We start from the raw sequence: 25,175 nt of genomic DNA on the forward strand, positions 1-25,175 counted from the left end.
TGAATAGTGAACCACACAAAAAGAGCGCCGCACATCAGTGCGGTGCTCCTTTTTGTGGTATACATCCGGCGGCTTGTTCGCGGGAGCCGGTTACAGCCCCTTAGTCTTGTCGTCGTTGTAGGAAGAAGTAAGAATTCCTGCCAGATACAGTACGAATACCAGGGTCACGATCCAAAAAGTCAGGGAGAACGACATCCAGGCACCTCCATTAGTGACTATTTTTCGTTATCCTGAGTATACCCTTTTACTCTATAAAAATAAATGAAAATGTGATATTTGGCATTGACGGATGTGTGCTGGTTCATTTGAAGAACAGGAAGTTCGTCGGGACGCGGCGCAGATTGCCGTCGGAAGGCTTATTAATGACCTTTCCACGGAAAATCATCGAGGATGAGCCGCCGCCGTCCAGGTTGTAGGCATCGATGACACCGAGATTGTACAGTTTATCCTGCAGCTCAGCCAGTGTAGCACCGGAGTTGCCATTCTCGTTATATCCGTCAGCGACCAGAATCAGCAGCTGATTGTCCTTGTAGTTGCCGATGATGGTCCGCGGTGCCCGCTTCGGGGCCAGCTGCCATTTCAGCGGAATGGCTGTTTTGCTCTGATTCTTCAGCAGAACAGGGACGAAGGTTGCCCCGAATACCGGCTCCAGCTGATCCAGTTGGGCACGGCTCGTGAATTTGCCTCCGATTAGCTGGCCGGACTTGTTCAAACCGACAAAGCTAAGGTCCTTGTAGCTGGGCTCAAAGCCGTACAGGTATTGTCCGCCGACAATGGTGGTGGAGAGCGGATAACGCTTGCCGTTCTGATCGGCGAACCCTCCGGCATTAATCCCTGCCGAGGCACCGTAGCGGTTCACGGCCTGCAGTGTGGTCTCGGAAGCGCCTGTGCCGTCACCGGCCAGGCTCATCTTCATGGCTGAGGAGTCCTTCAGTTTAATCTTCATCGCGTATGCTGTATAGTTGCCGGGATTCAGCCGGTATAATTCAATGGTAATCCGGTCGCTGCTGATCACATCGGCGGGAATGCCGAGCCGGGAAGTAATCCGGCGGTTGTAGATCCGCTCGGGACGGGTGGTCTGCGCTGCTGCTGTGCTGACCAGGGCGTTCATGGCGCTGGTGGTCTGCTTGTAGAGCTGTGCGCTGGTGCCGATAGAGTCTATGGTATAGGAGGCGTTGCTCTTGGCTACAGCCAAATCCTGCTTCAATCGGGCGGTTTCATTCACGGGTCCGGGGTCAGCTGCGAAGGGGGCGGTATTCAGCTTCAGCTCAAGCGGCGGCTGGTACAGCCACAGACAGAGCAGCAGCCCGAACAATGGAGCGGTCAGGAGCATGAAGAACCGGTTCACTCTTTTGACAGGAGTCATCATTTCAGCAGATCCATCTCTTTCTTAAGCGTATCAAGCTGTTTCTTGACCTCGCTTAATTGCGTGTACAGCTTGTTGCTATTGTCTGTCTTGTTGCTGGCATTATCCTTGGTGAAGGTCAGCAGCTCATTGAACGTCTGCACGGTGCTCTGAAGCTCCTTCACCTGTTCTGACAGGACAGCAATCTTGGACTCGTAGTCGGTTTTCAATACGGTAAGCTGCTGCTGGCTTTGAGATCCAAGCTCGCTCAGCACCTGATCCTTCAGATGATTGGTGTAGCTGTACACGGCATATACGCCGAGCGCGATCATCAGAATCCAGAACAATAGAAACCATTTTACGGGCGAGCCGCTTCTCTCCGCGCTCCGGCGGGAGTGTACCCGGGTCGATTCCGCTAGCGGTTGCATTTCATCACCTCAAGCCATTTTTTTTCAAGATAAAGAATTTACATGTTTCGGGGTCCCCGCAAAGTATCTGAGTAAACATCGAAGCCAAAGCCTCACTTTGTGGGGTGATTTTTCAAGTTCTCATTCTATCAGACTTTCAGGTTTTTCGCAAAAGTGAAAGAGCCGCGCAGAAACGACAAAAAGTAATTGCATCCTGTTAAACTACTGCGATACAATTTCTATAGATTGGAATATCTGATGGACGTATTCAAGGTAAAAGTAGGAAGATTAGACTCAGGACAGCATAGATCCTTGCTTGCGTGTTGACAGGGAACGCTTACAGCGCTTTCCATTCTGGAAAATTATATAGATAGCAGGAGGTCTGGGCATTAATGACGAAGGTCTGGCGGGTGGTCATCGTGGGATGTCATCCCACAAGTATGCTGGGAACAAAATTAATATTGGAAGATGAAAAAGGGCTGACGGTAGACGGCATGTACGCTACCTGGGGAGAATGTCTGGCGGGTCTGGAGGAGTTCCGGCCTGATCTGGTGCTGAGTGACTATCAGATGCATGATGGAACCGTAGAGCAGGTACTGCCGGATATGAAAAAAATCTCACCGTGCTCGAACATTATTATCATGACAGAGGAGAACGATAAGGAAATGTTCCTGCCCCTGATTGAACTGGGGGCCAGCGGGGTATTGTCGAAGGGAGCCACTCCGGGTCAGCTTTTGCAGATGATCCGCGGAATCCGCGAAGGCTTCCTCTCCATTCCGCTGGACTGGATCGAAAAGGGCTTTCGTCCGGTAGCTTCCTCCAGAGGGCTGGAGGGAGTCTTGCAGCTGACACAGACCGAGATGTTCATCATGGAACGCATTGTGCAAGGAATTACATACGACAAGATCGCACTTGAAATTGAAGTCAGCCGCCGTTCAATCGATAACTACCTGCGCAAGATTTATGTGAAGCTGGAAGTATCGACCAGGGCGCAGGCCATTGAGAAGTTCGCGCTCTTCTCAAGACAGAACAAGCAAATCTACGCATAAACCCTGTATTACGACATAATGGCATCAGGACTGGAATATTCTTAAACCAGATAAAGGGGGGAAGCGTATGAAGTATGAGTTTTCTTCGCGCGCACATACATTGTTATCTTCACCGCTGCTGAGTATCCGTAAAGAGACACGCCGGGGTACGCTGATCTCGCTGGCGGAGGAGCTCCCGGCAGAAGAATTATTTCCGCTGTCACTGCTGTCTGAGGCGGCATCGACCGTCATCTCCACAGATGCCAGTGCACTGCAGTACGGGGAGCCTGAGGGGTATGGCCCGCTCCGCGAATGGCTTACCGGAGATTGGCTCCGCAGTAAGGGAGTGGCGGTAGCCGATGGCGGAGTGCTGCTGACAACGGGCAGCCAGCAGGCCATTGATCTGTTGTCCAGAGTGTATATTGATCCCGGAGATCATGTGCTGGTAGAGAATCCGACTTCTCCAGGTATTCTGCAGGCGCTGCGGATGCAGGGGGCCGTCATTATTCCGGTTCAGGGGGATGGGGACGGCCTGCTGCCGGATCATCTGCGCCGCACCATCCGCAGTTACAGGCCCAAGATGCTGTTCGCTGCGCCGAGCTTTACCAATCCCAGCGGTGTGCTCTGGAGTCTGGCCCGGCGGCAAGAGATTCTGGAGCTGTGCATCTCCCATAATGTGCTGATCGTGGAGGATGACTCCTACGGTGATCTGCACTTCCAGCGGAGCGAAGGCCATCCCTCGAAGAGATATCCGACCCTCTATGCACTGGAGAATGTCAGTGAAGGCGGACATGTGCTGTATATCGGTTCCTTCAGCAAGACGGTCGCGCCCGCACTGCGGACGGGCTGGGCGGCAGGAAGCCGCGAGCTGATCGGCATGATGGCTGCCGCCAAGCAGATGGCGGACTGGCAGTCCAGCTCGCTGAACCAGCGGCTGCTGCATCATCTGCTCAGCGTGTCGGCCTTCGATCTGCGGGAGCATATCGCCCTGCTGAACCGCGAATACAATACCCGCCTGAAGCTGATGGCGGAGCTGCTGAAGCGCCCGGCCTGGAAGAGCAGCGTGTACGATATGCCGTCCGGCGGCATGTTCCTCTGGGTATCGCTGCCCGAAGGACTGGACGCTATGGCTCTCTTGCGGGCAGCCCTGCTCAAGGGGGTTGCCTTCCTGCCGGGTCCGCTCTGCAGTGTTAGCGGGGGCTCGGACCGCATCCGGCTCAACTTCAGCCATCCCGGCCGGGATGAGCTGCTGCTCGGGATGAACCTGATGAGTGAAGCGGTGACTGAGTTCACGGCCCGCAGCTAGGAAACCATCAGGTGAATGACGGATAGGAAGTCTTATAGGAAGAGTGACCGCTTGGCCTTGACGGCCGGCGGTTTTTTTGGTTTTCGGGGCCCCTGCAAAGTACATGAATCATCATCGGAGCTAAAGCCCGCCCTGTGCAGTGTTTTCGGGGTCCCCGCAAAGTATTTGAATTAACACCGAAGCATTACTTCACTTTGTGGGGGAGAGTTTGTGGGGTTATTTGACGTGCAGGGGATTAAGAATAACAGGCGTCTAATGTATTGTGAAAAGAAACACAATGTAGACTAATGCCTATCGAAGGGGATGCATGCGGAAATGCAAGCGATGGAGAATGTACTGGAGTGCAGCAATTTAACAAAACGCTATGGGAAGAAGACCGCGCTGGACCGCCTCAGTCTGACGATTCCCAAAGGAAGAATAGTAGGGCTGCTGGGGCCTAACGGGGCGGGGAAGACGACGCTGATGAAGCTGATTGTCTCTCTGCTGCGGGATTATAAGGGGAGTCTTACGGTCAGCGGCATACGCCCCGGCCTGGAAACCAAAAAAATCGTGTCTTATATGCCGGACCGTGAATTCCTGTATCCGTGGATGACGATTGAAGAGAGCATTGCTTTTTTTGACCACTCGTTTGCCGACTTTCAGCGGGAGAAGGCGTACAGCATGATTGCAGCGCTGGGTCTGAAGCTGCAGGATAAAGTCAAGTCGCTGTCCAAAGGGATGCAGGAGCGGGTCAGCCTCTTGATGGTGTTCGCACGCAAGGCCCGGCTGTTCGTCTTGGACGAGCCGCTGGCGGCGGTGGACCCTTCCACACGGGATAAGATCATAGGGATTATTCTGGATAATTTTGATCCGGATAGCTCGATTCTGATCAGTACGCATCTGATTCACGATGTCGAAAGCCTGTTCACGGATGTGGTATTTGTGAATGACGGCAAGGTGCTGCTGCAGGGAAGCGTCGAGGAGCTGCGGCGGGAACACGGTATGCCGATAGAGGATTTATTCAAACGTCTGATTTGAGCTGCTATACACAAGAAAAGGGGAGAACACCATGGTTCAATTGCATCAATTCAAGCTGGAATGCCGGAAGCATTTCGCCGTCTTTGCTATTTTCACCGTCTTAAGCGGTCTGGCTAATTTGTATTTTCTGTTTGACCGGGGACAGGATATAGCCTTCGTCTTTCTGCTGGTCAATATGGTCATAGGCATTCTGCTGCCGGTCTATATCTACATGGACTATTACAAGGAGTTCTTCACGGGGACGATGCCGATTAATCATCTGCTGCCGCTAAGAACCTCTTCGCTGTTCGGTGTGAAGTCTGCCGTCTTCATGCTGGGGCTTACCGCAGTCTGGTCCACCACTCTACCCGATGTGTTCCTGAATCCCGAAGGGCTGTACCAGCTGCGGATCGCGCACTCCACAAGCCCGGCACTGGGCATTACATACTTTATTCTCTCCAAGCTGTGCAGCCTTCCAGCGGGTCTGGCGCTGATCGGTCTGGCTCTTGCGGCTGCCAAAAGATTCCGTAAGCCGGCGCTGAGCCACCTCTGTATCGCTGCCCTCATCGTTCTTATTACCGGCATCCAGTTTGCTCTGGTGATCCGCGGCAGCCAGCATTTCAGCATCGGATCCTCTGCGTCAGCCAGCTTCAAGCAGTATGCGAATCTGCTTACGGTGAGTCCGACGGGCCGGGAACAGCCGTCCAACATTAACGAGACCATTAACTGGCTGTCTGTCGGCATGAATCTGCTGGTAGCGCTGCTTGCCGGGGCTGTGGGCAGTCTGCTGCTGAACGGGCGCAAATATGAGCTTCACGGAAAATGAGCGGATGGTAAGCGCCGGGCTCCGTCATTCGTTAGACAAGTGAAGAGCTGGGGGAGGTAAGCGGGCCGAAAGTATGAAAAACCCGAAAATATGTGCTGGTGTTGCGCCTGTCCGGTAACTTTATTCTGTTGAGATAGATAGCTGGAAAAAGAGCATCTAATTTCGCTGAATTTATGAGATATGGGATATTAGCTGGATAAAGTACATTTATTCGGCTGGAATATGCCATTTACTCCATAATAACAGGTAATTAGTGCTGTTTATCCAATTAATCTTTTTTACCCGGGATAACTCAACAATTTAAGTGTTGATTCTCCATCTGTTGGCCGGGCAGTTCAGTGTGAACGCCTCATGATTACGTGAATCGCTCATGTCATGGATCCGGCAGGCGGAGCAGTGAGCGGATGGGCAGGCGGGGGTCCGCGTCAGGAAGACGGAGCAGTAAACGGCCCGGCGGGCCGCGACGCATCTGAGGGTGGACGTACCCGGTGAGATCCGCCACCGCCCGGGCGCAGAGCTACAGCTTGCCCGCGCTGATCTCCGCGATCGCCGCATACTCGATCAGCGCCGCTTGTCCAGCGGCCGTGAGCGTGTAGCGGCCGCGACCCACCCGGAAGAACCACGCATAGTAGTTCTTCTGCAGGATCGCCGCGGCGCCGGGCACGCCGCTGCGCTTCCGCAGCGCGGCGGGCGTGACGCCGCGCGCGCCTTCCGCCCGGCTGTGCGCAGCCGCCGGGCCCGGGCCCGCAGCAGCATCACCCGCTGCTGCTGCCGTACCCGTGGCCGCCGTCTCCCCGGCGGCCTTGGCAGTGCCCGGCGCGCCGCCCAGCGCCGCGCGCCCCCCGCCGAGGCCGGCCGCCTGAGCGGCTTCGGCCTCCAGGGCCTGCAGCGCGAGTGCCACGCGCAGCGCCTTCTCGCGGTAGGCCGTCACGAGCTTGACGCGCGTGCTGCCGCCGGTGTTGTAGTCTCCGCTGCGTTCGCGGAACTCGTAGAGCAGCCGCTCACGGCGGCGGACCGCACTGCGCGCCTGCGGCGGCGCCTCGCCCGGCTCCGCGAGCACCTCGACGAGCGGGGCCTTCGTCTTGTAGAAGACGACGGTGATCAGCCCGAGGCCGAGCCGGCGGCACAGCCCGGTGAGCTCGCCCCAGCGCTGGTTGACCGCGCCCTTCTTCTCCCTGACGCGTTCTACCGCGAGGTAGACGTTAGGGCTGAGCCGCAGCCGTTCAATCCCTTGCAGCAGCAGGGCGAGATTGAACGATTTTTTCATCTCCACAATGAGCGGCTGGGCCTCGTCCTCCCGGATGCCCACCAGATCACAGGTCCGCACCTCACCCTTGATGTCATAGCCTTGCCGCTCAAAAAAAATCTTCAAAGGAGCATACAGCTCCGTCTCCTGCTTGATCGCCATTCGTATTCACTCCTGCCCTGAATTGCAGCGTAATTATTCTATAGAAATCATGATTCTCTATTATAGCACAGCAAAAAAGAGGTCAACTATTCCGGGCTCGCCGCATAGGTATGTAATACACTTTCTAAGCTTGGTGGAGCAAGTAGGAGCGCAAGAGGAGGCAGCGAGCCATGGATATTTTTGAGCGTATAGCAACGCATCGGGCTGAGAACAACCGTTTGGCGTGGAGCGGCACTTTCAAGGATTATATAGAACTGCTTAGAGTAGACCCCTCTCCCGCCAAAACAGCTCATTCCCGCGTATACGACATGATCAAGTCACACGGCGTCGAGGACATTAACGGACGTAAACGGTATAAGTTTTTTGAACAGGAAATCTTCGGACTGGACCGTGCGGTGGAGAAGCTGGTGGAGGAATATTTCCATTCCGCCGCCCGGAGGCTGGATGTGCGCAAACGGATCTTGCTGCTGATGGGACCGGTTAGTGGAGGGAAGTCTACCCTGGTCACGCTGCTGAAGCGCGGCCTGGAGCAATATTCGCGCACGGATGCCGGAGCGGTATACGCCATTGAAGGTTGCCCGATGCATGAGGACCCGCTGCATCTGATTCCGCTGGAGCTGCGTCCGGAGATTGAGCGCGAGCTGGGTGTGCGGATTGAAGGCAATCTGTGCCCGTCCTGCCAGATGCGGCTGAAGAATGAGTACCACGGGGATATTGAGCAAGTAACTGTTGTCCGGGTGCTGCTGTCAGAAGAGGAGCGGGTGGGGATTGGCACATTCAGCCCTTCCGATCCGAAGTCGCAGGATATCGCTGATCTGACCGGCAGTATCGACTTCTCCACCATTACGGAATTCGGCTCGGAATCCGATCCGCGGGCCTACCGCTTCGACGGGGAGCTGAACAAGGCCAACCGCGGGATTATGGAATTCCAGGAAATGCTGAAATGTGATGAGAAATTCTTGTGGAATCTGCTGTCGCTGACCCAGGAAGGCAATTTCAAGGCCGGGCGGTTTGCGTTAATTTCGGCAGATGAGATGATTATTGCCCACACGAATGAGACCGAATATAAATCCTTCATCTCCAATAAAAAGAACGAAGCGCTCCAGTCCCGCATGATCGTCATGCCGGTTCCCTATAATCTGCGCGTCTCCGAAGAGGAAAAGATCTACGCCAAGCTGATCGGCCAGAGCGATATGAAGCATGTGCATATTGCCCCTCACGCGCTGCGCGCGGCGGCGATCTTCTCGATCCTGACCCGGCTCAAGGAGAGCAAGAAGCAGGGGATGGACCTGATCAAGAAGCTGCGCATGTATGACGGCGAAGAGGTCGAGGGCTACAAGGAAGCGGATCTGAAGGAGATGCAGACCGAATATCTGGACGAAGGCATGTCCGGCATCGATCCGCGTTATGTCATCAACCGCATCTCCAGTGCCCTGATCAAGGGCGATCTGCAATGCATGAATGCGCTGGATGTGCTGCGTGCCATCAAGGACGGTCTGGATCAGCATCCTTCGATTACGAAGGAGGAGCGCGAGCGTTATCTGAACTTTATTTCCATTGCCCGCAAGGAATACGATATTCTGGCCAAGAGCGAAGTGCAGAAGGCGTTCGTCTACTCTTTTGAAGAATCCGCCAAAACATTGTTCGAGAACTACCTCGACAACATCGAAGCCTTCTGCAACTGGTCCAAAATCCGTGACCCGCTCACCGATGAAGAGATGGAGCCGGATGAGCGGCTGATGCGCTCTATTGAAGAGCAGATCGGCATTTCCGAGAATGCCAAGAAGGCCTTCCGCGAGGAGATTCTGATCCGGATATCGTCCTATTCCCGCAAGGGCAAGAAGTTCGAGTACAACAACCACGACCGGCTGCGGGAAGCCATCGAGAAGAAGCTGTTCACGGATCTCAAGGATATCGTCAAAATCACCACTTCCTCCAAGACACCGGATGAAAGCCAGCTCAAGCGGATCAACGAGGTCAGCCGCCGCCTGATCGATGAGCATAACTACTGCCCGATCTGCGCCAATGAGCTGCTGAAATATGTCGGAAGCCTGCTGAACCGCTGACACCGCTCCCCTTAAACTTACCGCTTCAGCGAAAAGGGAATATCCCGGGCCATCGTAATGGCTTAGGGATATTCCCTTTATGTTGTCTATATTGCCCGAGCCGCTGAGTAGCGAAGCCGTGCAGTGCAGACTGGACAAGCGGTATGATCAGGTGAGCCCTTATCCTCTTGAAGGCTCCTAATTCTCCTGCTCCTCCTGAGATTCCTGAGATTCTATAGGCTCCTGGTGCTTCCCGCCAATCTTGAAGCTGAATTGGCCGTTATATTTGCCGAGCTGTCCGCCCAAGCCGATGCCGGCTCCCTGCCCGCCGCCGAATTGGGCCTTGGCTTCAGCCCCGATGCCCTTCTTGCCGCCTAGCTGAACATGGGAGTCAAAACCTGCGCCTTGACTAAGGCCCAGATGAGCGCCCGCGTCTGCATTCAGCCCGTGATCGCCCCCGGCCTGCGCGCCCATCTGGACATCAGCTCCCTGTCCGCCGCCGAGCTGCGCCTTGCCCTGTGCAGCCACTCCGTATTTGCCGAAGGCCTGGGCTTCGGCGTTTGCTCCCAGGCCTTGCCCGCCCCCCAAATGAGAATCGCCTTGGGCTTCGATCCCATAGGAGGAACTGCCGATATGGCCGCCAGCCTTAAGATTAGCGCCGCTGTAGGCCAGATTCCCGCCGGCGTGTAAGCCAATGCCGTGTTTGCCTCCGATTTCGCCTCCCGTATCGATATGAATTCCATTTCCCTCCGTCTGACTTGCTCCGGGATGGTCGTTCACTGGTTTGTTCACGGCCGCCGGATGTCCGCTTTCCAGGACAGCCTGCGGCTTGCTGGCATTCTGAAGCTGCTGCCAGCCGCCCATTTTGTCCTCCGTATGGTCATTCTCAAGCTGACTTGGAGCAGCCTGAGGTTCGGAGAACCGGACAGTCTGCGTATTCCTGGCCGTTACGCTCTGCTTAGCGATCTTCGGAGCGGTCTCCTCAGAAGTCTCCGGGCGGACCAGGTAGTGGTAATGCGAATAAGGGAAGGGCTGCGGCAAATGCCGATAGCCTGACGGGTGAGCTTGACGGTCCGAATCTTCGTTCCTGTAATTCATGCGGGATACCTCCATTCTTGAATTCATTACAATAGCCTATTCGCCAATATTGGAAGTGATACGTGTCAGATGAATATAAAAGTGGATTGAAATGCCTGAATGGCTATGCTCTGTTCATAGAGATCTTCCTGCGGGAGAATGAAGAGCTGAAGCGGAGCATGATGGCCAAGGTCAATCTGGAGGACGAGCCCGCCAAGGTGCTTAAGCAGATGATGGAGCTTAATTACAGCGTGATGAATGATAACCCTATCTTGAAGGAATGGTATAATAAGGCACTCTTCAACAAGCTGGAGAAGGAATTCTTCGAGCATGGCGGGATTGAGGGAATTCAGGAGATGATGAACAGCGGCATGCTGGAATTAATCCGCAACTGGAAGTCCAAGGGGAAAATCAGAACAGACCTGGAGGACGGGATGATTCTTGCCTTGTTCAACTCCATACCGTATATCGATATCCACAGGGACGAGATCGGGGTAAGCTTTTTTCCGCAGCTCCTGGATTATATGGTTGAATTCATTATGCAAGGCTTGACAGATATGCAACGCTAGCAAGTTTCGCAGACATCCTGCCCTGATAAGCCGGGAATACAGCAAGTCTGGAACAGTCCCTCAGGCCGCCGCCTGCTATAATGTATTCACCTATGTCTATTGAAAGGCCGGTGGAGTCACTGAATTACAGCAGAGAGATCGGGCAGACGATTGATTATATTGAGGAGCATCTCATGGACCCGCTGACAGCGGAGCAGATTGCGGCGTATGCGGGGTATTCACTGTATCATTTTTGCCGGATGTTCAGTAAGGCTCAGGCGATGCCGGTTATGGAATATGTGCGTACCCGGAGATTGTCGAGAGCGGCCGTTGAATTGTTCAACGGGCGGAGAATTACGGATATTGCGCTGGAGTACGGCTTCGAGACACCTGGGGGCTTCGCCAAAGCCTTCCGCAAGACCTACGGCTACAGTCCCTCCCAGTATGCGGCACGGATGAGCGGGTATCTCCGGGACCGGTTGGAATATGAGATTAAGGACTATATTGCAGAGCCGGTGATGGTGGCGAAGGCTGCTTTTAACGTAGCGGGGTACGGGATTGAGACGGATGTGGAGGCCGGAAATGCCACGCAGGACGTAGCTTCGTTCTGGTATTACTATGAGGGCGATAATCTGGAGGATCAGATGTACGCGAAGCTGAATCCGCCGAAGCACGGGGAGGTTGGCTTGTGCATTCCGGCAGACACTGGCGGCAACGCCGTCTATCTGCTGGGGGTTATAGTGGAGGACTTCAGCAAGGTTACGCCCGGTATGCTTAAGGCTGTAGTACCGGCAGCGCAGTACGCAGTGTTCACAACACCGCCTGTAGATGCTACTGATGCGCAGAGACCGGAGACTTTTGCCCAAGTGGTGAGGAATACCTGGAAATATATCTTCGAGGACTGGTTCCCGGGCAGCGGCTATATGCACGACGAAGATAAGCTGAACTTTGAATTCTACGATGAGCGCTGCCATGCCCGGGTGGATTCGGTAATGGAGATTTATGTTCCGGTCCGGGAGCGGGTTTCATGAAACCGCCAAGAGGTTATAGTAATAAGTGGAAAATAGAGATAAAGGAGATAACCATGGCTAAACAACGCAAGATTTTACTACCTGTAACCGTATTGTACACACTACTTGTGCTTTATTTTATGTTCTTTGCTTTCGGCAGAGGAGAGGCTTCGGATCATACGGTCTACACCTTTATTTTCATGCCTGATAACTTCCTTAAGCTGCCGTCTCCGTCTGATCTTCTGCCTCCCACCCTCATGGATTTGGTGGGTTTCGGGAACACGCTTGCGTTTATTCCTTTCGGTATATTGATTCCATGGCTGTACCGGGTCAGCTTCGTCCGGTTTATCACCTTATTCTTCATCGCGATTCTTGTGCTGGAAACGATCCAGGCTCTTACCTTCCTGGGCAGCTTCGATATCAACGACGCTCTTCAGAATTCGATTGGAGCAGCCCTCGGTTTTGGGGCGTACAAGCTTGGTTTCCGTTACCGGAGCCTCGGGCGCAATCTGGTGGCAACGGCTATATCGGTTATGGTTCTTTTTATAGCTTTATGGGGATTAGGGGAGGCGGTAGACAAAATAATAACTAAAGTAGAGGGTCCGTTTACGGCGATCACTGAATGGACGGACAGCTCGGGCAATTCATCCGGAGACAAACCGGACAGTATTCAAATCAACGGACAGAAGATCCCGCTCAACTCTAACCTATACGGCGCTGAAGGCGGAGATTCCAGAACGTTCACGTACAAGTCTGAAGGCCGGACGATTTTCTGCTTCACTTTCGGAAACCCCGAACCAACGGATTATTCCGGTGAGATCAGTATTACCCGGGATGGCCAGGAATTCTTGAATTATTCTGCAGATTTTCAGCGTACTAATCCTGAACAGTACCCTGTGGTATATGAGATGCCGGTTGAGCCGGGGCAAGAGCTGAAGATCACGCTTAAGGGCGGCTTGAAAGTATGGGATGTAGGATATAAAAAGATGCAGCATATCTGGAACTGAGTACTTAATCTTCTACTCAGAGAGGATTGGTGACGGTAATGAGAATGGCATTTGTACTGTTCGATGGCATGACCACCATGGATTTCGTGGGATTCTATGATGCAGTCACCTGGCTGGCGATCCTGAAAGCGAAGGAGGACGTATCCTGGACCTTCTGCGCTAACAAGGCGGAGGTGACGGATGACCGGGGGCTGACGATGAAAGCCAATGAGGTGCTGCCTGATCTGGGGACATTCGATCTGGTGTTCCTTCCGGGTGGCATGCAGACCCGGACACTCCGCTATGACGAGGACTTTATGAGCTGGATACTGACGGCAGAAGGCGCACGCTACAAGGTGTCGGTCTGCACGGGTGCATTGCTGTTAGGTGCGGCAGGATTCTTGGAGGGGAAAAAAGCGACCACGAACTCTTCAGCCTACGATCTGCTTGCCCCATACTGCGGGGAAGTCATTAAAGCCCGGGCCGTCAGGGACGGTGATACATTCACCGGAGGTGGAGTGACTGCTTCAATCGATCTTGGTCTGTACCTGATTGAGTGCTTAGTGGATACAGACACTGCGCTCCAAGTGCAAAAAAGACTGGAGTACCCCTACTATCAGGCATGTAAGCTGAGCGATATCTACTATCCGTATGAAGAGGAATAGAAAGGATTCAGCAAGAAAGGCAAGCCCCAATTGCGGGGCTTGCCTTTCTTGCCGTTATTATTGCCGGGCTGCAGCGTCCAATTGAACTGCCACATAGCTTCCCAGCTCCACCATGCCTGCACTATCCAGCTTAGTGGCATCGTATTGCTTGATGACCCCGGCGGTTGTCTGCATCAGCTTCGAGCTGTCGGTATTGCCCAGAACGCGCAGGACTACCAGAGTCTCGCCTTTCTTCAGCTGTTCAGCCAGCTTGGTCTTGTAGGCTTCGAGAGAATCTACCTCAAGTCCTTGTGTCACGTAATAATCATAGGCATTGCTGGTGGCCTTGAACAGAGGCAGCTCATGATCCAACCAGTACGCTTTATCCATTACATACTCTACATCGGTGGCTGTAGCGTCATTGGAGTTGTAGAGCAGATAGGGAAGTCCGGTATTAGTGGCGTTGTTGGTCGGGTCAACATTGACCCATTCGTCGCCAATCTTCACCTTGTTCCAGGCGTGATTCACGCCGCTCATTGTTCCTGTGACGACCATCGAAGGGACCTGGACGAGGTCAGAGAGCAACTGGAAGGTGTGGGCGTAGCTCATGCATACCCCGACCTTTTTGACCAGAATGCCATAGGTATTGAAAGAATCGTTATACTTCGCATCCACTGTCTTGAACTCCTGCTCTTTGGCATTCTCAAGTGCAGCATCGTCGTAGGCGGTGTTGTCATTCAGATAATCATAGATCGCCATCTGCTTCTCATCTGCGCTCATGCCTTCCTTGATCGCAGCAGCGATTACTTTATCTGCCTCGGCAAGAATCTCCTTCTGCTTGGAGCGGATGGTCTCGGCAGAATCATCGTACTTCACATTCAGCGTCAGATTCTCATAATCGTAGCCATAGCCGCGGAATCCGAGAATGAGCGGGTTCTGGTAGACCACCTTCTGAATCACATCCACCAGGGTGCGGGCATTCTGCGCCTCCGGGAAGGCTTGCAGCGAGATTTCAGTCTCGCCGTTCATCAGCGTCAACGCGAGATACTCCTCCAACGCAGAGTCTGCATGAATCAGGTCTGCCCGGATCGTGGTGCCCGGAACCGCCTGCTTGTTGCCTTCGTCTACCTTGTTCTTGGTATTCTCCTTTTGCTGGTCAATGAGATTATCTCCAGGTTCGCCGGTATCCCCGTTATCGTTGTTGTCGATAATGGTCGGCACATCCGGCGCAGGCACATAATCGGTGTTATTCTGCGGCTCCACATATCCCGGATTCGCTTTGCTGCTCTGGGCGGCTGCAAGACTCTTAAGGTCTGCTTCCGTCAGCTGTGAGACCTGGACATATCCCTTGAGCGCGGTGCCCTGAATCTTATACGGGACATCGGTTGGACCGGAAGACTTAAGCTTGACCGAACCTGTGTCGTAGAGAACAGTAACTGCAGCTTTGGAGCCGTCAATGAACTGGACCGGGACGGTCTTTGGCAGCTCTTTGGCATTCTTGAACAATTTCAGGTTGATATTATCCTCAGACGCTACGGTGCGCGGCAGCAGCTTGGATAGCGACACCGTATCCACCGAGCGGCTGAACCTGGATTCTTTGTCTCCCTGAACAGCGGTGACATAATATTCACCTTGCACATTGTTGTTCTGAAGGCTGGTGATGGTCTCATCCACAATACCGAGCGCACCGCGCCCGTCCTTCATGAAGTCGTTATAGGAAGTGCCGGGCACTGTCGCTATCTTCAGCGGACGCTGATTCGCGTACCCTTGCTCCGCCCCGTTCAGCGCCTCGTTGGTATTCTCCATCGTAATGTGGGAAGCACTGTAGATATTGTAGCTCTCAGCGCCGGGCACCTCATTCCACACCAGCGTCAGTCTGCCGTCAGGACTGATGTCGGCATCCAGAGTCGGTGTGGGCAAATCCGATTTCACCGTAAACGGAATGATCACTGGCTGCTTCAGTAGCGTAGGCGACTTGGCATCCAGGTCATAGTTGAGCCGGATGTAGTAGACAGGCGCGTTGCCCCAGGAGCTGGCTCCGGTAGCGCGCAGGGAATCGGAGGGAAGTACGCCGAAGCCGAGCGGCTTGATGGAGTATACGCTTTTGCCGTCTACGAGCTGTGAGTCCTCAAGGGTCCCGACCTTGCTCTCCGGCAGTGCCTTGATATCGGTATGTACGGATAACGTCTTGCCGATGGCTTCCGTGCCCAGATCGGTATTGAATCTGAAGATGAATTCCATATCCTGCTCAACATTATACATAGGCATAATGCCCGGACTGTGATCTGCTTCATCTGAATCATACTTCTGCTTCAGATCGTATACGGTCTGTGAAGCATCCGGCGGAGGGTTCCCCGAAGGGTTCTTCGTCTCGGCAGCCGCCGTGGCGGCCGGGCTGGATGAAGGCGCCGGCTCCGCTTCTTTGCCGCCCCCCATGCAGCCTGTCAGAACCACGCACATGATGAGCAGCAGTATTGCCATGTGTTTCACTTGCACTACCATTTGTTTCGCTTTCAATAATGTCCTCTCCCGTCTGGTTTCTGTATGAAGATAATCATGGGCAATCCAGAATTACCCATTATAAATCACAGGACATATATAACCCATGGGGACACTATTAAAACAAAATTGGGATAATTTATATTTAAGTGTTTTTTGCAGCAGAGGCTATCGGGGGGAGGGGGTGCTGAGTATTGGCGGTGATTCATGTTATAATTCAGTTGCACACATTCAGCCAGGAAACGAAGGGAGCAGATCCAAGTGTCGAATCCGGATGAGCAGAAGCAACATACGTATCAGGACTGGTTGTCATGGGACGGGGTATGGGAGTTAATCAACGGCAAAGCCTATAATATGTCACCTGCTCCTACGGCCCTTCACCAGTATGTTGTAGGGGAGCTATATTTCGCACTGCGCACACACCTGGAGAATAAAAGCTGTCATGTATTTGTTGCTCCGTTCGATGTGTTCTTCAGCGAGGATGATTCCGCTGTTATGCCCGATCATGTAACTCAGCCGGATCTGTCGGTGGTCTGCTCGAAGGATCAGATTACCAAGAGCGGCTGCCACGGCGCCCCTACCTTAATTATTGAAGTATTATCGCCGTCAACGGCACTCAAGGACTTCAATGAGAAGTTCAATCTGTACCAGAAGTATGGCGTCCAGGAATACTGGATTGTCGATCCCGGCAATCGCACGGTTCATGTGTATGCGCTGCAGGATGGTATTTATCAGGTGCGGGACTTATATTCAGAGCAGGATAGCGTGCGGTCAAATATGTTTAAGGATTTTCAACTGTCGCTGGGTAAACTGTTCGACTTCCAAATTTAATACAATTCAAAAATAAGCCGCAGCGTAATTGCATATAGCAACTACACTGCGGCTTATTGTGCGAACCCATAAGTTTCTTTACATAAACTTCCGCTGCACCTTTTTGCCGTCATAGGTAAAAAGGGCTTTTTTGTCTTCCACAACGGTCTGGAGGTGCACGGTACGGCCCCAGAGTGCGTAGATATGCGGGAGCGTGCGCTCCAGATATTTCAGATCCAGCTCGATGCTCTCGTAATGGTGGGCGATCAGCAGCTCGCCGTTGTGCTCATAATCGGCATCCTGGACGACTAGGTATGGGGAGCCGCCGTTGACCCGGGCCAGCACCAGCTGGTCGCGTACATTCTCCCAGGCTTTATCGGTGATTTTCCATTCTGGGCCTTTTTTCTCAAAAACGTAGAGGTCGAGGTCATTCACCAGTTCTTTCGACAGATAGCTGCGGATGAAGGAAAGGTCGGAATCCAGCTCGCGCACCTCGAACATTTTGTCCCGGTCCCAGCGTCGCTCGATATCCTCGAAAATCTTCAGCCCCAGGTAATAAGGGTTCAGGCTCTGGCGGGAGGGCTGCACCACCGATGAATTCAGCTTGGCGTACTCGACAGTCTCTTCGGCAGTCAGGTCCAGCTCGCGCATAATCCGCTGATGCCAGTAGGAGGCCCAGCCTTCGTTCATGATCTTGGTCTCCATCTGCGGCCAGAAATAGAGCATTTCGTCACGCAGCATGGTCATGATGTCGCGCTGCCAGTCCTCCAGAGCGGTGGAATATTGCTGGATGAACCAGACGATATCTTTTTCCGGCTCCGGGGGGAAGGTGCGTCTGCCAGCGGTTTCCGGCTCCTGTGCAACAGCATCGGTCTTCTCCAAATCCCACAGCTCGCTGTAGGCAGACGCAGGTGCTGAACCGCCGGGCGGGGAGTCCTTGCGTTCTTTCATTTTGGCTTCGAGCAGATGGGTCTTGCCCAGCTTACGCGGCTGGATCAGGCTGGGATCGATGTGCTCCTGGATCGCCAGCACGGAATCGATGAAGCTCTCTACGGTGTCTGTGCCATAGGTGACAGAGTAATCATTGATGCGGTCGGCGGTGGCGGCCATGCTCTCGACCATATCCCGGTTGGACATGGAGAAGCGCATATTGTTCTTGAAAAAATCGCAGTGCGCCAGCACATGCGCAACAATCAGCTTGTTCTGCACCAGGGAGTTGCCGTCCAGCAGGAAGGCGTAGCACGGATTAGAGTTGATGACCAGCTCATAAATTTTGCTCAGGCCGAAATCGTATTGAGCCTTCATTTTATGAAAAGTCTTGCCGAAGCTCCAGTGCCCGAACCGGGTGGGCATCCCGTATGCACCGAAGGTATAAATGATATCCGCCGGACATATCTCATAACGCATCGGATAAAAATCGAGCCCAAATCCGGAAGCAATCTCCGTAATCTCGGCAATCGACCGCTCCAGCGCTTTAATCTCATCATCACCGGGCATGCATCCATCTCTCCTTCCAGCTTGTGAACCGTTCTTCCTATGTATATGGGGAGAGGGGAGGGAGTATGATAGGGATGCGCTTTGCATGAGGGGATAGAAGAGTTATTGTACAAAAAATAGCCTGACCACAGCGAATACGCTAAGAGGTTAGGCTATTTATTTGTTTTGGGTCTTGTCCAGTAATTGGGCAAACTCCTCTTCGCTGTCACTGTATGTAGAAATTCCATCTCTGCGATCCTTGTGAGCTTGTTGAAGTTGGGAGAGAACACCTTCATCTTTGAATATGATTGAAGTCATTTGTCTCTTTTGTTCGTCTGTAAGTGTTGGCATACTATTCATCTTATATTTATTTTTGAACATTGGGACTCCCACCTTTTCGTTATTATAACATTTTATAAAATCTGATTCTTAAAGAATGTAGAAAATGTTATGATGAACTTAGGAATATTTTCCTATGCATCATTTTACATTTTACGAATAAAACATCCAGAGGTGAATGGTATGAACAATAGCAATTTCACTTTCTTGTCGAACCATTGGAATATTCTGTCCAATCTGGCTGAAATGGCGGAGCGGAACGTATATATTGACCCGAATACTTCCTTGATTAAGCTCCGTATGTTTGGGGAGACGATAACGAAATACATATGTGCTCTGGAAGAACTGCAACCGCCAGACAGAGCAAGTCAAGACGATAGGCTCAGGCTTCTGAAGCAAGAAGACCTGCTGACACAGGAACTGCTGGATATTCTCCATGCTATTCGCAAAGTTGGTAACAAGGCCAATCATGAAGAAGGAATATACGGCACGACAGAGGAAGCCAAGACACTGCTGAACATGGCGTTCCGGCTGTCGGTCTGGTTCATGCAGGTATACGGGGAATGGGATTTCGTAGCTCCCGATTATATAGAGCCGGTTAATGAGGTGGATTCGCAGAATCAGGAACAGCTTGAAGTTCTGGCTGCTTCTTATGATGCCAAGGTCGAACAGCTGGAACAGGAATTGATGAAGCTTATTCAGCAGCAGGATTCCAAAACCTCAGAGGAAAAGCAGAGACGCCATACCAAGGCTAGACAGCTAGGGAGTGCGCTTAAGCTTACCGAAGCTCAGACCCGGATGATTATTGATGAGAATCTCGTTCAGGTCGGCTGGGAAGCAGATACATTACAAATACGTTATAGCGCAGGGACTCGTCCTGAAAAAGGAAGGTATCTCGCTATAGCTGAATGGCCTTTGAAAAATGGATTTGCCGATTATGCTCTCTTCTATGGAATGGAACTGATCGGTATTATCGAGGCTAAGCGACAGAGTAAAGATGTCCAAGCCGACATTGAACAGGCGAAGAAGTATGCCTCCTATGTGATTAAGCATGGTGATGAGACTATTCACGGACCATGGGGGAATTATCAGGTGCCGTTTCTGTTTGCGACAAATGGCCGCCCCTACTTGAGGCAGCTTGAGCATAAGTCGGGGATATGGTTCCTTGATGCCCGTAAGTCTACGAACCATGCCAGAGTATTGCAAACTTGGTACTCACCAGAAGGGTTAAAGGCTCTTTTACAGCAGGACATAGATCAGGCTACAAAGGACCTTCGAGATGAATCGCTGGATTATCTGCATCTGCGTGAGTATCAGGAGAATGCGATTTTGTCTGTGGAACATGCAATAGAAGCTGGACAACGCAGAATTCTGGTGGCCATGGCGACAGGCACAGGCAAGACGAGAATGGCCATTGGCTTAATTTATCGTTTGATCAAACATAATCGTTTTAAAAGAATTCTATTCCTCGTGGACCGTTCTGCATTAGGCCGTCAGGCGGAGGCAGCATTTAAAGATTCCAAGCTGGAAAGCTATCATTCCTTTACAGAAATTTTTGAGCTTCAGACGTTGGACGACAAGAAACCGAATGTGGAAACGAAGGTTCAGATTGCTACCGTTCAAGGTATGGTAAAGCGGCTGTTTTATAGTGATGATGATAAGGGCATCCCTTCAGTAGATCAGTATGATTGCATCATCGTGGATGAAGCTCACCGTGGTTATACGCTCGATAAGGAAATGACAGAGATCGAACTGGAGTTTCGGGATCATGCCGACTATGTGAGCAAGTATCGGAAGGTACTGGATTATTTTGACGCTGTGCGAATCGGGCTTACGGCTACTCCGGCTCTTCATACGGTTGAGATTTTTGACAAGGCGATCTTTAACTACTCTTACCGTGAAGCTGTCATTGATGGCTACCTGATCGACCATGAACCGCCCGTCCAGTTTGAAACGGAACTGAAGAAGCACGGAATCAAGTGGCAGATCGGTGAGGAAGTAGCGGTATATAATGTGGACCTGGGAACCGTGGAGAAAGAAATGCTGGAAGACGAAGTCAACCTCGAAGTTACCCAATTCAATAAGTCGGTGATTACTGAGAATTTCAATCGTGTGGTGCTGGAGGCACTGACGGAGTATATCGACCCTGAGGCAGATGGCAAGACCTTGATTTTTGCAGCAACGGATGATCATGCAGATATGGTCGTTCGGATTTTCAAGGAAGAATTGGAGAAGGTCTACGGGCCAGTAGATGATGGGGCGATTCTAAAAATTACAGGTTCGATCAAAGATCCGCTGCATGCCATTAAGCTCTTCAAAAATGAACGGCTGCCGAACATCGTTGTCACCGTGGATCTGCTCAGTACTGGAATTGATATTCCGAGTATCTCTCACATTGTCTTCCTGCGCCGGGTCCGCTCCCGTATCCTGTATGAACAAATGCTGGGACGGGCTACCCGCCGCTGCGATGAGATTGATAAGGATCATTTTACGATCTATGATGCCGTAGGCATCTATGAATCACTTAAGCCATATACGGACATGAAGCCTGTTGTGACTAGACCGCAGGTCAGTCTGGACCTCTTGGTCGATGAGCTGAAGCAGATGAAGAGTGAGCATCATATCAAGTCGCATCAGGAAGAGATTGTGGCGAAGATGCAGCGGAAGAAGCAGAGCTGGACACCTCAGGATCATGAGGATTTCATAGCGCTGTCCGGTGGACTGGGTATTGACGAGTATATTGATGAGGTCAAGAAGGCGAGTGCTGAGCAGATCAATGAAGCTTTGCTGAGCAAGCCGCAGCTGCTGCAGTTCATTGAAGAGAACAGAGGGCGGCATAACCGCCAGTTCATTTCAGATCACAAGGATAAGCTAATCGGAGTTTCACGCGGTTATGGGGATGTGGACAAGCCGGAGGATTATTTGGAAGGCTTCAACGGGTTTATCCGTGAGAACCTGAATTTGATTCCCGCGCTGAACATTATCTGTACCCGCCCGAATGATCTGACCCGAGAAGAGCTGAGGAAGCTTCGGGTGGCGCTGGATCAGAAAGGGTTTACCGAGAAAAACCTGCAAACCGCGTGGCGTGACGTGAAGCAACAGGACGTTGCCGCAGACATTATCAGCTTCATCCGTCAGCAGGCGCTGGGTGATCCGCTCCTCAGCCATGAAGAACGGATCGAGAACGCTATGAAGAAGATCTATGAGATGCGGGTATGGCCGAAGGTGCAGAAGGATTGGCTGAAGCGGATCGAGAAGCAATTGCTGCAAGAATCTGTGCTGGACCCGAATCCTGAGAAGGCGTTCGATGTCGAACCTTTCCGCAGCAAGGGCGGATATAAGCAGTTAAATAAAATTTTTGATGGTCAATTGGACGAGATTGTTGCTACAATAAATGTTGCGCTATATCCAACCAGACAGAAGGAGCAAGCTTAAACTATGAGAAATCAGGAAATTGTACAAAAGCTATGGAACCTGTGTAATGTACTGCGTGATGACGGTATCACATATCACCAATATGTAACGGAGCTCACTTATCTGCTGTTTCTTAAAATGATGAAGGAAACGAATAACGAGGGCATTCTGCCTGAACAATATCGCTGGGATTCGTTACAGGAGCGGCACGGACTAGAATTAACCAATCATTACCGCCAGTTGCTGCTTGATCTAGGCAAAGATGGTCATGAGATCATTAAGCAGATTTATATGAATGCCGGCTCCAACATCGACGAACCCAAGAATCTGGAGAAAATCGTGCGCTCCATTGATCTGCTCGACTGGTATTCCGCCAAGGAAGAAGGTCTGGGGGATCTGTATGAAGGATTGCTGGAGAAAAATGCGAGTGAGACCAAATCGGGGGCAGGGCAGTATTTTACGCCTCGTCCATTGATTGATGTGATCGTTAAGCTGGTTGATCCGCAACCAGGCGAGCGTTGTAATGACCCAGCCGCAGGAACGTTTGGGTTTATGATTGCAGCGGATAGCCACATTCGGAGTAAGACGGATGACTATTTCGAGTTGAGTCAGAAGGAAGCAGAGTTTCAGAGACATGAAGCATTTACTGGTGTGGAGTTGGTAAAAGATACCCATCGCCTGGCGATGATGAACGCGATGCTTCATGATCTGCATGGGGATATTATGCTTGGGGATACGCTTTCAGATCTAGGCAAGGGCTTGAAGAATTACGATGTGATCCTGACCAATCCACCGTTTGGTACCAAGCAAGGCGGAGAGGGACTTACCCGGGACGACTTAACTTTTATGACTTCCAATAAGCAGTTGAACTTCTTGCAGCATATTTATCGGGCGTTAAAAACGGATGGGAAAGCCCGTGCAGCGGTAGTGCTTCCTGATAACGTATTGTTTGAAGGCGGGGTAGGAGCGAAGATTCGCGCGGACTTGATGGACAAGTGTAATCTGCATACTATCTTGCGGCTGCCTACGGGTATTTTTTATGCGCAAGGGGTAAAGACGAATGTTCTGTTCTTCACCCGTGAGAAGATGGATAAGGAAAGTACAAAGGATGTTTGGGTGTACGACCTGCGGACGAATATGCCGAGCTTCGGGAAGCGGGCTCCGTTGACTACAGCGCATTTCGATGCGTTCGTTGAGGCTTATACGGCTGAGGATCGCAGTAGTGTACAAGATGCAAGATTCAACGTGTTTACTCGCGAGGATATCCGTAAAAAGGATGATAGTTTGGATATTGGACTGATTGCGGACGAGTCTTTGTCTGCTTATGATAATTTACCAGATCCGATTGATTCGGCGGAATTGGCGATTGCCAAGCTGGATGAAGCAATGACCTTGCTGCTTGAGGTTGTGGCGGAGCTTAAAGCGGTGGAGAACAAGCCAGAATATGCTGTTGAAGAAAGTCAAGAGTTGCTTCAGGTTGCGGAAACGCGTGGAGAGTATAACGTATGAGTAAGAATAAAGGGAAGACGGCAGAGGAATTGCTGCAAGAGGCGCTTGTGCCTGTGGAGGAGCAGCCTTATCGAATACCTGAGAATTGGGTGTGGGTGAGGCTGAAATATATTAGCACTGCTTCACGAAGCGGAATAGAGCCAAGTAAATATCAAGATGAAGTTTTTGAACTATATAGCGTACCAAGTTTTGTGAATAACGCTCCTGAAATATTGTTAGGGAAGGAAATCAACTCAAATAAACAGGTAGTGGAAGAGAATGATGTCCTTATATGTAAAATTAATCCGAGAATAAATAGAGTGTGGATTGTTAATAAAAAGAATAAGTATATGCAAATCGCATCGACAGAATGGATTGTAGTTAGTAATTATCGAATGTATTCAAGATATCTAATGTATTTGTTTAGATCACCTTATTTTAGAAGTGTACTTACTTCAAATGTATCAGGAGTTGGTGGTTCTTTGACAAGAGCTAGACCAAATGATGTTAATAAGTATCCTATCGCAATACCACCACTTAATGAACAAAAGCGTATTGCTGATAAAATCGAAAGACTTTTGAGTAAAATCAACCTAGCCAAACAACTGATTGAAGAAGCCAAAGAAACATATGAACTTCGTCGAGCAGCAATTCTTGATAAGGCTTTTCGTGGGGAATTGACTGCAAAGTGGAGAAAAGAAAATCCAAACCTTATTGACGGGGATGAGTTGTATGAGAAGATAAAAGAAGAAAGATTTGACGCTATTGAAACGAACAGAGAAGCGATTGAAGTTAAGCAGATTTTTGAGGCATTTACACTTGAAGAGTCGGTTGATTCAAATAACTGGATTTATTTAAAGGCAAATATGTTTTGTTTTAATATTAGTTGTGGTGGTACGCCTTCAGAACATATCAGCGAATCTGGTGAAATCCCATTTCTAAAAGTTTATAATATTGTTGATAATAAAGTGGCTTTTGACTACAAGTCACAGTTTATTTCTAAGGAGATTAGCAATAGTAAATTAAAAAAGTCTGTATTAAATCCTAAAGACGTAATAATGAACATAGTTGGTCCACCGCTTAAGAAGATTGCGATTATACCTGACGATTTTTCAGAATGGAATATGAACCAGGCGATAGTTCGCTTCAGACCAATTAGAAGCGTTCTTCCTGAGTATGTTTATTACTGTCTACAGTTTGAAGATACCTTGAAGGAAGTAATTAATCAAACCAAAGGGGTAGTTGGGCAAAGTAACATTTCTATTTCCCAAAGCCGAAACCTGATAATGCCTATACCATCAACTGAAGAACAGAAGGAAATCGTTGCTATATTGGATTGTCTGATTGAAAAAGAAAATCAAATGTTAGATCGTCTAAGAGGACTTCAAAAGAACTTAGATCTAACTGAACAATCCATCCTATCTAAGGCATTCAAAGGAGAACTAGGTACAAATAGCGATTCCGATGGAAGCGCACATGACATGTTTTTACAATCATTAGGTGGAGTTTGAAAAGAAGGACTA

Annotated in this window: 20 protein-coding genes; 13 read left to right on the forward strand and 7 right to left on the reverse strand. The window is 51.0% G+C overall.

The window, feature by feature from the left end; all coding sequences use genetic code 11:
- Positions 1 to 301 precede the first annotated feature (301 nt).
- Both MHH28_RS31625 and MHH28_RS31630 read right to left on the reverse strand, forming a co-directional pair.
- Positions 302 to 1,369 (reverse strand): phosphodiester glycosidase family protein, encoded by a 1,068-nt coding sequence (locus MHH28_RS31625; protein ID WP_405109550.1) that lies wholly within the window; start codon positions 1,367 to 1,369, stop codon positions 302 to 304.
- The gene (locus MHH28_RS31630) at positions 1,366 to 1,773 is read right to left on the reverse strand and encodes a hypothetical protein (RefSeq protein ID WP_405109553.1); all 408 of its coding nucleotides are present in this window, start codon (positions 1,771 to 1,773) and stop codon (positions 1,366 to 1,368) included. Before MHH28_RS31630 ends, MHH28_RS31625 begins: the two co-directional genes overlap by 4 nt.
- A gap of 371 nt (positions 1,774 to 2,144) precedes the next feature.
- Between MHH28_RS31630 and MHH28_RS31635 the strand changes: the two genes are divergently transcribed.
- The 4 genes from MHH28_RS31635 (at position 2,145) to MHH28_RS31650 (ending at position 5,908) form a co-directional block, all read left to right on the forward strand.
- Complete coding sequence (locus MHH28_RS31635) at positions 2,145 to 2,801, forward strand: response regulator (RefSeq protein ID WP_405109556.1); 657 nt, start codon at positions 2,145 to 2,147, stop codon at positions 2,799 to 2,801.
- Between the two features lie 67 nt (positions 2,802 to 2,868).
- The gene (locus MHH28_RS31640) at positions 2,869 to 4,086 is read left to right on the forward strand and encodes a PLP-dependent aminotransferase family protein (protein ID WP_405109559.1); all 1,218 of its coding nucleotides are present in this window, start codon (positions 2,869 to 2,871) and stop codon (positions 4,084 to 4,086) included.
- A 324-nt stretch (positions 4,087 to 4,410) separates the two neighbouring features.
- On the forward strand, positions 4,411 to 5,103 hold the full coding sequence (locus MHH28_RS31645) for an ABC transporter ATP-binding protein (RefSeq protein WP_405109562.1): 693 nt from the start codon (positions 4,411 to 4,413) through the stop codon (positions 5,101 to 5,103).
- 31 nt (positions 5,104 to 5,134) lie between these two features.
- On the forward strand, positions 5,135 to 5,908 hold the full coding sequence (locus tag MHH28_RS31650) for a hypothetical protein (protein WP_405109565.1): 774 nt from the start codon (positions 5,135 to 5,137) through the stop codon (positions 5,906 to 5,908).
- Between the two features lie 517 nt (positions 5,909 to 6,425).
- Here MHH28_RS31650 and MHH28_RS31655 read toward each other — a convergent pair.
- Entirely contained in the window at positions 6,426 to 7,316 is an 891-nt protein-coding gene (locus tag MHH28_RS31655) for a DUF2161 family putative PD-(D/E)XK-type phosphodiesterase (RefSeq protein ID WP_405109568.1), read from the reverse strand.
- 170 nt (positions 7,317 to 7,486) lie between these two features.
- Here MHH28_RS31655 and MHH28_RS31660 point away from each other — a divergent pair, with 170 nt between their 5' ends.
- Positions 7,487 to 9,382: a PrkA family serine protein kinase gene (locus MHH28_RS31660; protein WP_405109571.1), complete on the forward strand. Its 1,896-nt coding sequence runs from the start codon at positions 7,487 to 7,489 to the stop codon at positions 9,380 to 9,382.
- Between the two features lie 177 nt (positions 9,383 to 9,559).
- Here the strand turns inward: MHH28_RS31660 and MHH28_RS31665 are convergent, their stop codons facing one another.
- Positions 9,560 to 10,459, reverse strand: a complete 900-nt coding sequence (locus MHH28_RS31665; RefSeq protein WP_405109574.1) for a hypothetical protein — start codon at positions 10,457 to 10,459, stop codon at positions 9,560 to 9,562.
- Between the two features lie 62 nt (positions 10,460 to 10,521).
- Between MHH28_RS31665 and MHH28_RS31670 the strand changes: the two genes are divergently transcribed.
- The 4 genes from MHH28_RS31670 to MHH28_RS31685 all read left to right on the forward strand — a co-directional run bounded on the left by MHH28_RS31670 (position 10,522) and on the right by MHH28_RS31685 (position 13,647).
- Positions 10,522 to 11,007 (forward strand): TetR/AcrR family transcriptional regulator, encoded by a 486-nt coding sequence (locus MHH28_RS31670; protein WP_405109577.1) that lies wholly within the window; start codon positions 10,522 to 10,524, stop codon positions 11,005 to 11,007.
- A gap of 92 nt (positions 11,008 to 11,099) precedes the next feature.
- Positions 11,100 to 12,017 carry an effector binding domain-containing protein gene (locus MHH28_RS31675; protein WP_405109580.1) on the forward strand — a complete coding sequence of 306 codons (918 nt, stop codon included), beginning with the start codon at positions 11,100 to 11,102 and terminating at the stop codon, positions 12,015 to 12,017.
- Between the two features lie 53 nt (positions 12,018 to 12,070).
- Positions 12,071 to 13,003 carry a VanZ family protein gene (locus MHH28_RS31680; RefSeq protein WP_405109583.1) on the forward strand — a complete coding sequence of 311 codons (933 nt, stop codon included), beginning with the start codon at positions 12,071 to 12,073 and terminating at the stop codon, positions 13,001 to 13,003.
- Between the two features lie 38 nt (positions 13,004 to 13,041).
- Entirely contained in the window at positions 13,042 to 13,647 is a 606-nt protein-coding gene (locus MHH28_RS31685; protein ID WP_405109586.1) for a DJ-1/PfpI family protein, read from the forward strand.
- Between the two features lie 57 nt (positions 13,648 to 13,704).
- Here the strand turns inward: MHH28_RS31685 and MHH28_RS31690 are convergent, their stop codons facing one another.
- The gene (locus MHH28_RS31690; RefSeq protein WP_405117362.1) at positions 13,705 to 16,107 is read right to left on the reverse strand and encodes a transglutaminase domain-containing protein; all 2,403 of its coding nucleotides are present in this window, start codon (positions 16,105 to 16,107) and stop codon (positions 13,705 to 13,707) included.
- Positions 16,108 to 16,386: 279 nt separating this feature from the next.
- Between MHH28_RS31690 and MHH28_RS31695 the strand changes: the two genes are divergently transcribed.
- On the forward strand, positions 16,387 to 16,956 hold the full coding sequence (locus MHH28_RS31695; protein WP_405109589.1) for a Uma2 family endonuclease: 570 nt from the start codon (positions 16,387 to 16,389) through the stop codon (positions 16,954 to 16,956).
- A gap of 78 nt (positions 16,957 to 17,034) precedes the next feature.
- On the opposite strand, the gene MHH28_RS31700 is transcribed toward MHH28_RS31695, so the two are convergent.
- The gene (locus MHH28_RS31700; RefSeq protein ID WP_405109592.1) at positions 17,035 to 18,432 is read right to left on the reverse strand and encodes a SpoVR family protein; all 1,398 of its coding nucleotides are present in this window, start codon (positions 18,430 to 18,432) and stop codon (positions 17,035 to 17,037) included.
- A gap of 156 nt (positions 18,433 to 18,588) precedes the next feature.
- Complete coding sequence (locus tag MHH28_RS31705) at positions 18,589 to 18,792, reverse strand: hypothetical protein (RefSeq protein ID WP_405109595.1); 204 nt, start codon at positions 18,790 to 18,792, stop codon at positions 18,589 to 18,591.
- A gap of 141 nt (positions 18,793 to 18,933) precedes the next feature.
- Here MHH28_RS31705 and hsdR point away from each other — a divergent pair, with 141 nt between their 5' ends.
- Genes hsdR through MHH28_RS31720 form a run of 3 tightly spaced genes read left to right on the forward strand, consistent with a single transcriptional unit; the run spans position 18,934 to position 25,163 of the window.
- Positions 18,934 to 22,185, forward strand: a complete 3,252-nt coding sequence (gene hsdR, locus MHH28_RS31710; protein ID WP_405109597.1) for a type I restriction-modification system endonuclease — start codon at positions 18,934 to 18,936, stop codon at positions 22,183 to 22,185.
- 3 nt (positions 22,186 to 22,188) lie between these two features.
- Positions 22,189 to 23,673 (forward strand): N-6 DNA methylase, encoded by a 1,485-nt coding sequence (locus MHH28_RS31715; RefSeq protein WP_405109600.1) that lies wholly within the window; start codon positions 22,189 to 22,191, stop codon positions 23,671 to 23,673.
- Positions 23,670 to 25,163, forward strand: coding sequence for a restriction endonuclease subunit S (locus MHH28_RS31720; protein WP_405109603.1), 1,494 nt, complete (start codon positions 23,670 to 23,672; stop codon positions 25,161 to 25,163). Before MHH28_RS31715 ends, MHH28_RS31720 begins: the two co-directional genes overlap by 4 nt.
- Positions 25,164 to 25,175 lie beyond the last annotated feature (12 nt).

The sequence above is a fragment of the Paenibacillus sp. FSL K6-1217 genome (genome assembly GCF_045040735.1).
In the GTDB taxonomy this organism is placed as follows: Bacteria; Bacillota; Bacilli; order Paenibacillales; family Paenibacillaceae; genus Paenibacillus_AQ.

Coding starts and splice junctions, on each gene's coding strand:
- MHH28_RS31650 (WP_405109565.1), top strand. CDS start 5,135: ATGGTTCAATTGCATCAATTCAAGCTGGAATGCCGGAAGCATTTCGCC.
- MHH28_RS31635 (WP_405109556.1), top strand. CDS start 2,145: ATGACGAAGGTCTGGCGGGTGGTCATCGTGGGATGTCATCCCACAAGT.
- MHH28_RS31640 (WP_405109559.1), top strand. CDS start 2,869: ATGAAGTATGAGTTTTCTTCGCGCGCACATACATTGTTATCTTCACCG.
- MHH28_RS31625 (WP_405109550.1), bottom strand. CDS start 1,369: ATGATGACTCCTGTCAAAAGAGTGAACCGGTTCTTCATGCTCCTGACC.
- MHH28_RS31685 (WP_405109586.1), top strand. CDS start 13,042: ATGAGAATGGCATTTGTACTGTTCGATGGCATGACCACCATGGATTTC.
- MHH28_RS31630 (WP_405109553.1), bottom strand. CDS start 1,773: ATGCAACCGCTAGCGGAATCGACCCGGGTACACTCCCGCCGGAGCGCG.
- hsdR (WP_405109597.1), top strand. CDS start 18,934: ATGAACAATAGCAATTTCACTTTCTTGTCGAACCATTGGAATATTCTG.
- MHH28_RS31700 (WP_405109592.1), bottom strand. CDS start 18,432: ATGCCCGGTGATGATGAGATTAAAGCGCTGGAGCGGTCGATTGCCGAG.
- MHH28_RS31690 (WP_405117362.1), bottom strand. CDS start 16,107: ATGGCAATACTGCTGCTCATCATGTGCGTGGTTCTGACAGGCTGCATG.
- MHH28_RS31665 (WP_405109574.1), bottom strand. CDS start 10,459: ATGAATTACAGGAACGAAGATTCGGACCGTCAAGCTCACCCGTCAGGC.
- MHH28_RS31680 (WP_405109583.1), top strand. CDS start 12,071: ATGGCTAAACAACGCAAGATTTTACTACCTGTAACCGTATTGTACACA.
- MHH28_RS31645 (WP_405109562.1), top strand. CDS start 4,411: ATGGAGAATGTACTGGAGTGCAGCAATTTAACAAAACGCTATGGGAAG.
- MHH28_RS31705 (WP_405109595.1), bottom strand. CDS start 18,792: ATGTTCAAAAATAAATATAAGATGAATAGTATGCCAACACTTACAGAC.
- MHH28_RS31655 (WP_405109568.1), bottom strand. CDS start 7,316: ATGGCGATCAAGCAGGAGACGGAGCTGTATGCTCCTTTGAAGATTTTT.
- MHH28_RS31715 (WP_405109600.1), top strand. CDS start 22,189: ATGAGAAATCAGGAAATTGTACAAAAGCTATGGAACCTGTGTAATGTA.
- MHH28_RS31720 (WP_405109603.1), top strand. CDS start 23,670: ATGAGTAAGAATAAAGGGAAGACGGCAGAGGAATTGCTGCAAGAGGCG.
- MHH28_RS31675 (WP_405109580.1), top strand. CDS start 11,100: ATGTCTATTGAAAGGCCGGTGGAGTCACTGAATTACAGCAGAGAGATC.
- MHH28_RS31660 (WP_405109571.1), top strand. CDS start 7,487: ATGGATATTTTTGAGCGTATAGCAACGCATCGGGCTGAGAACAACCGT.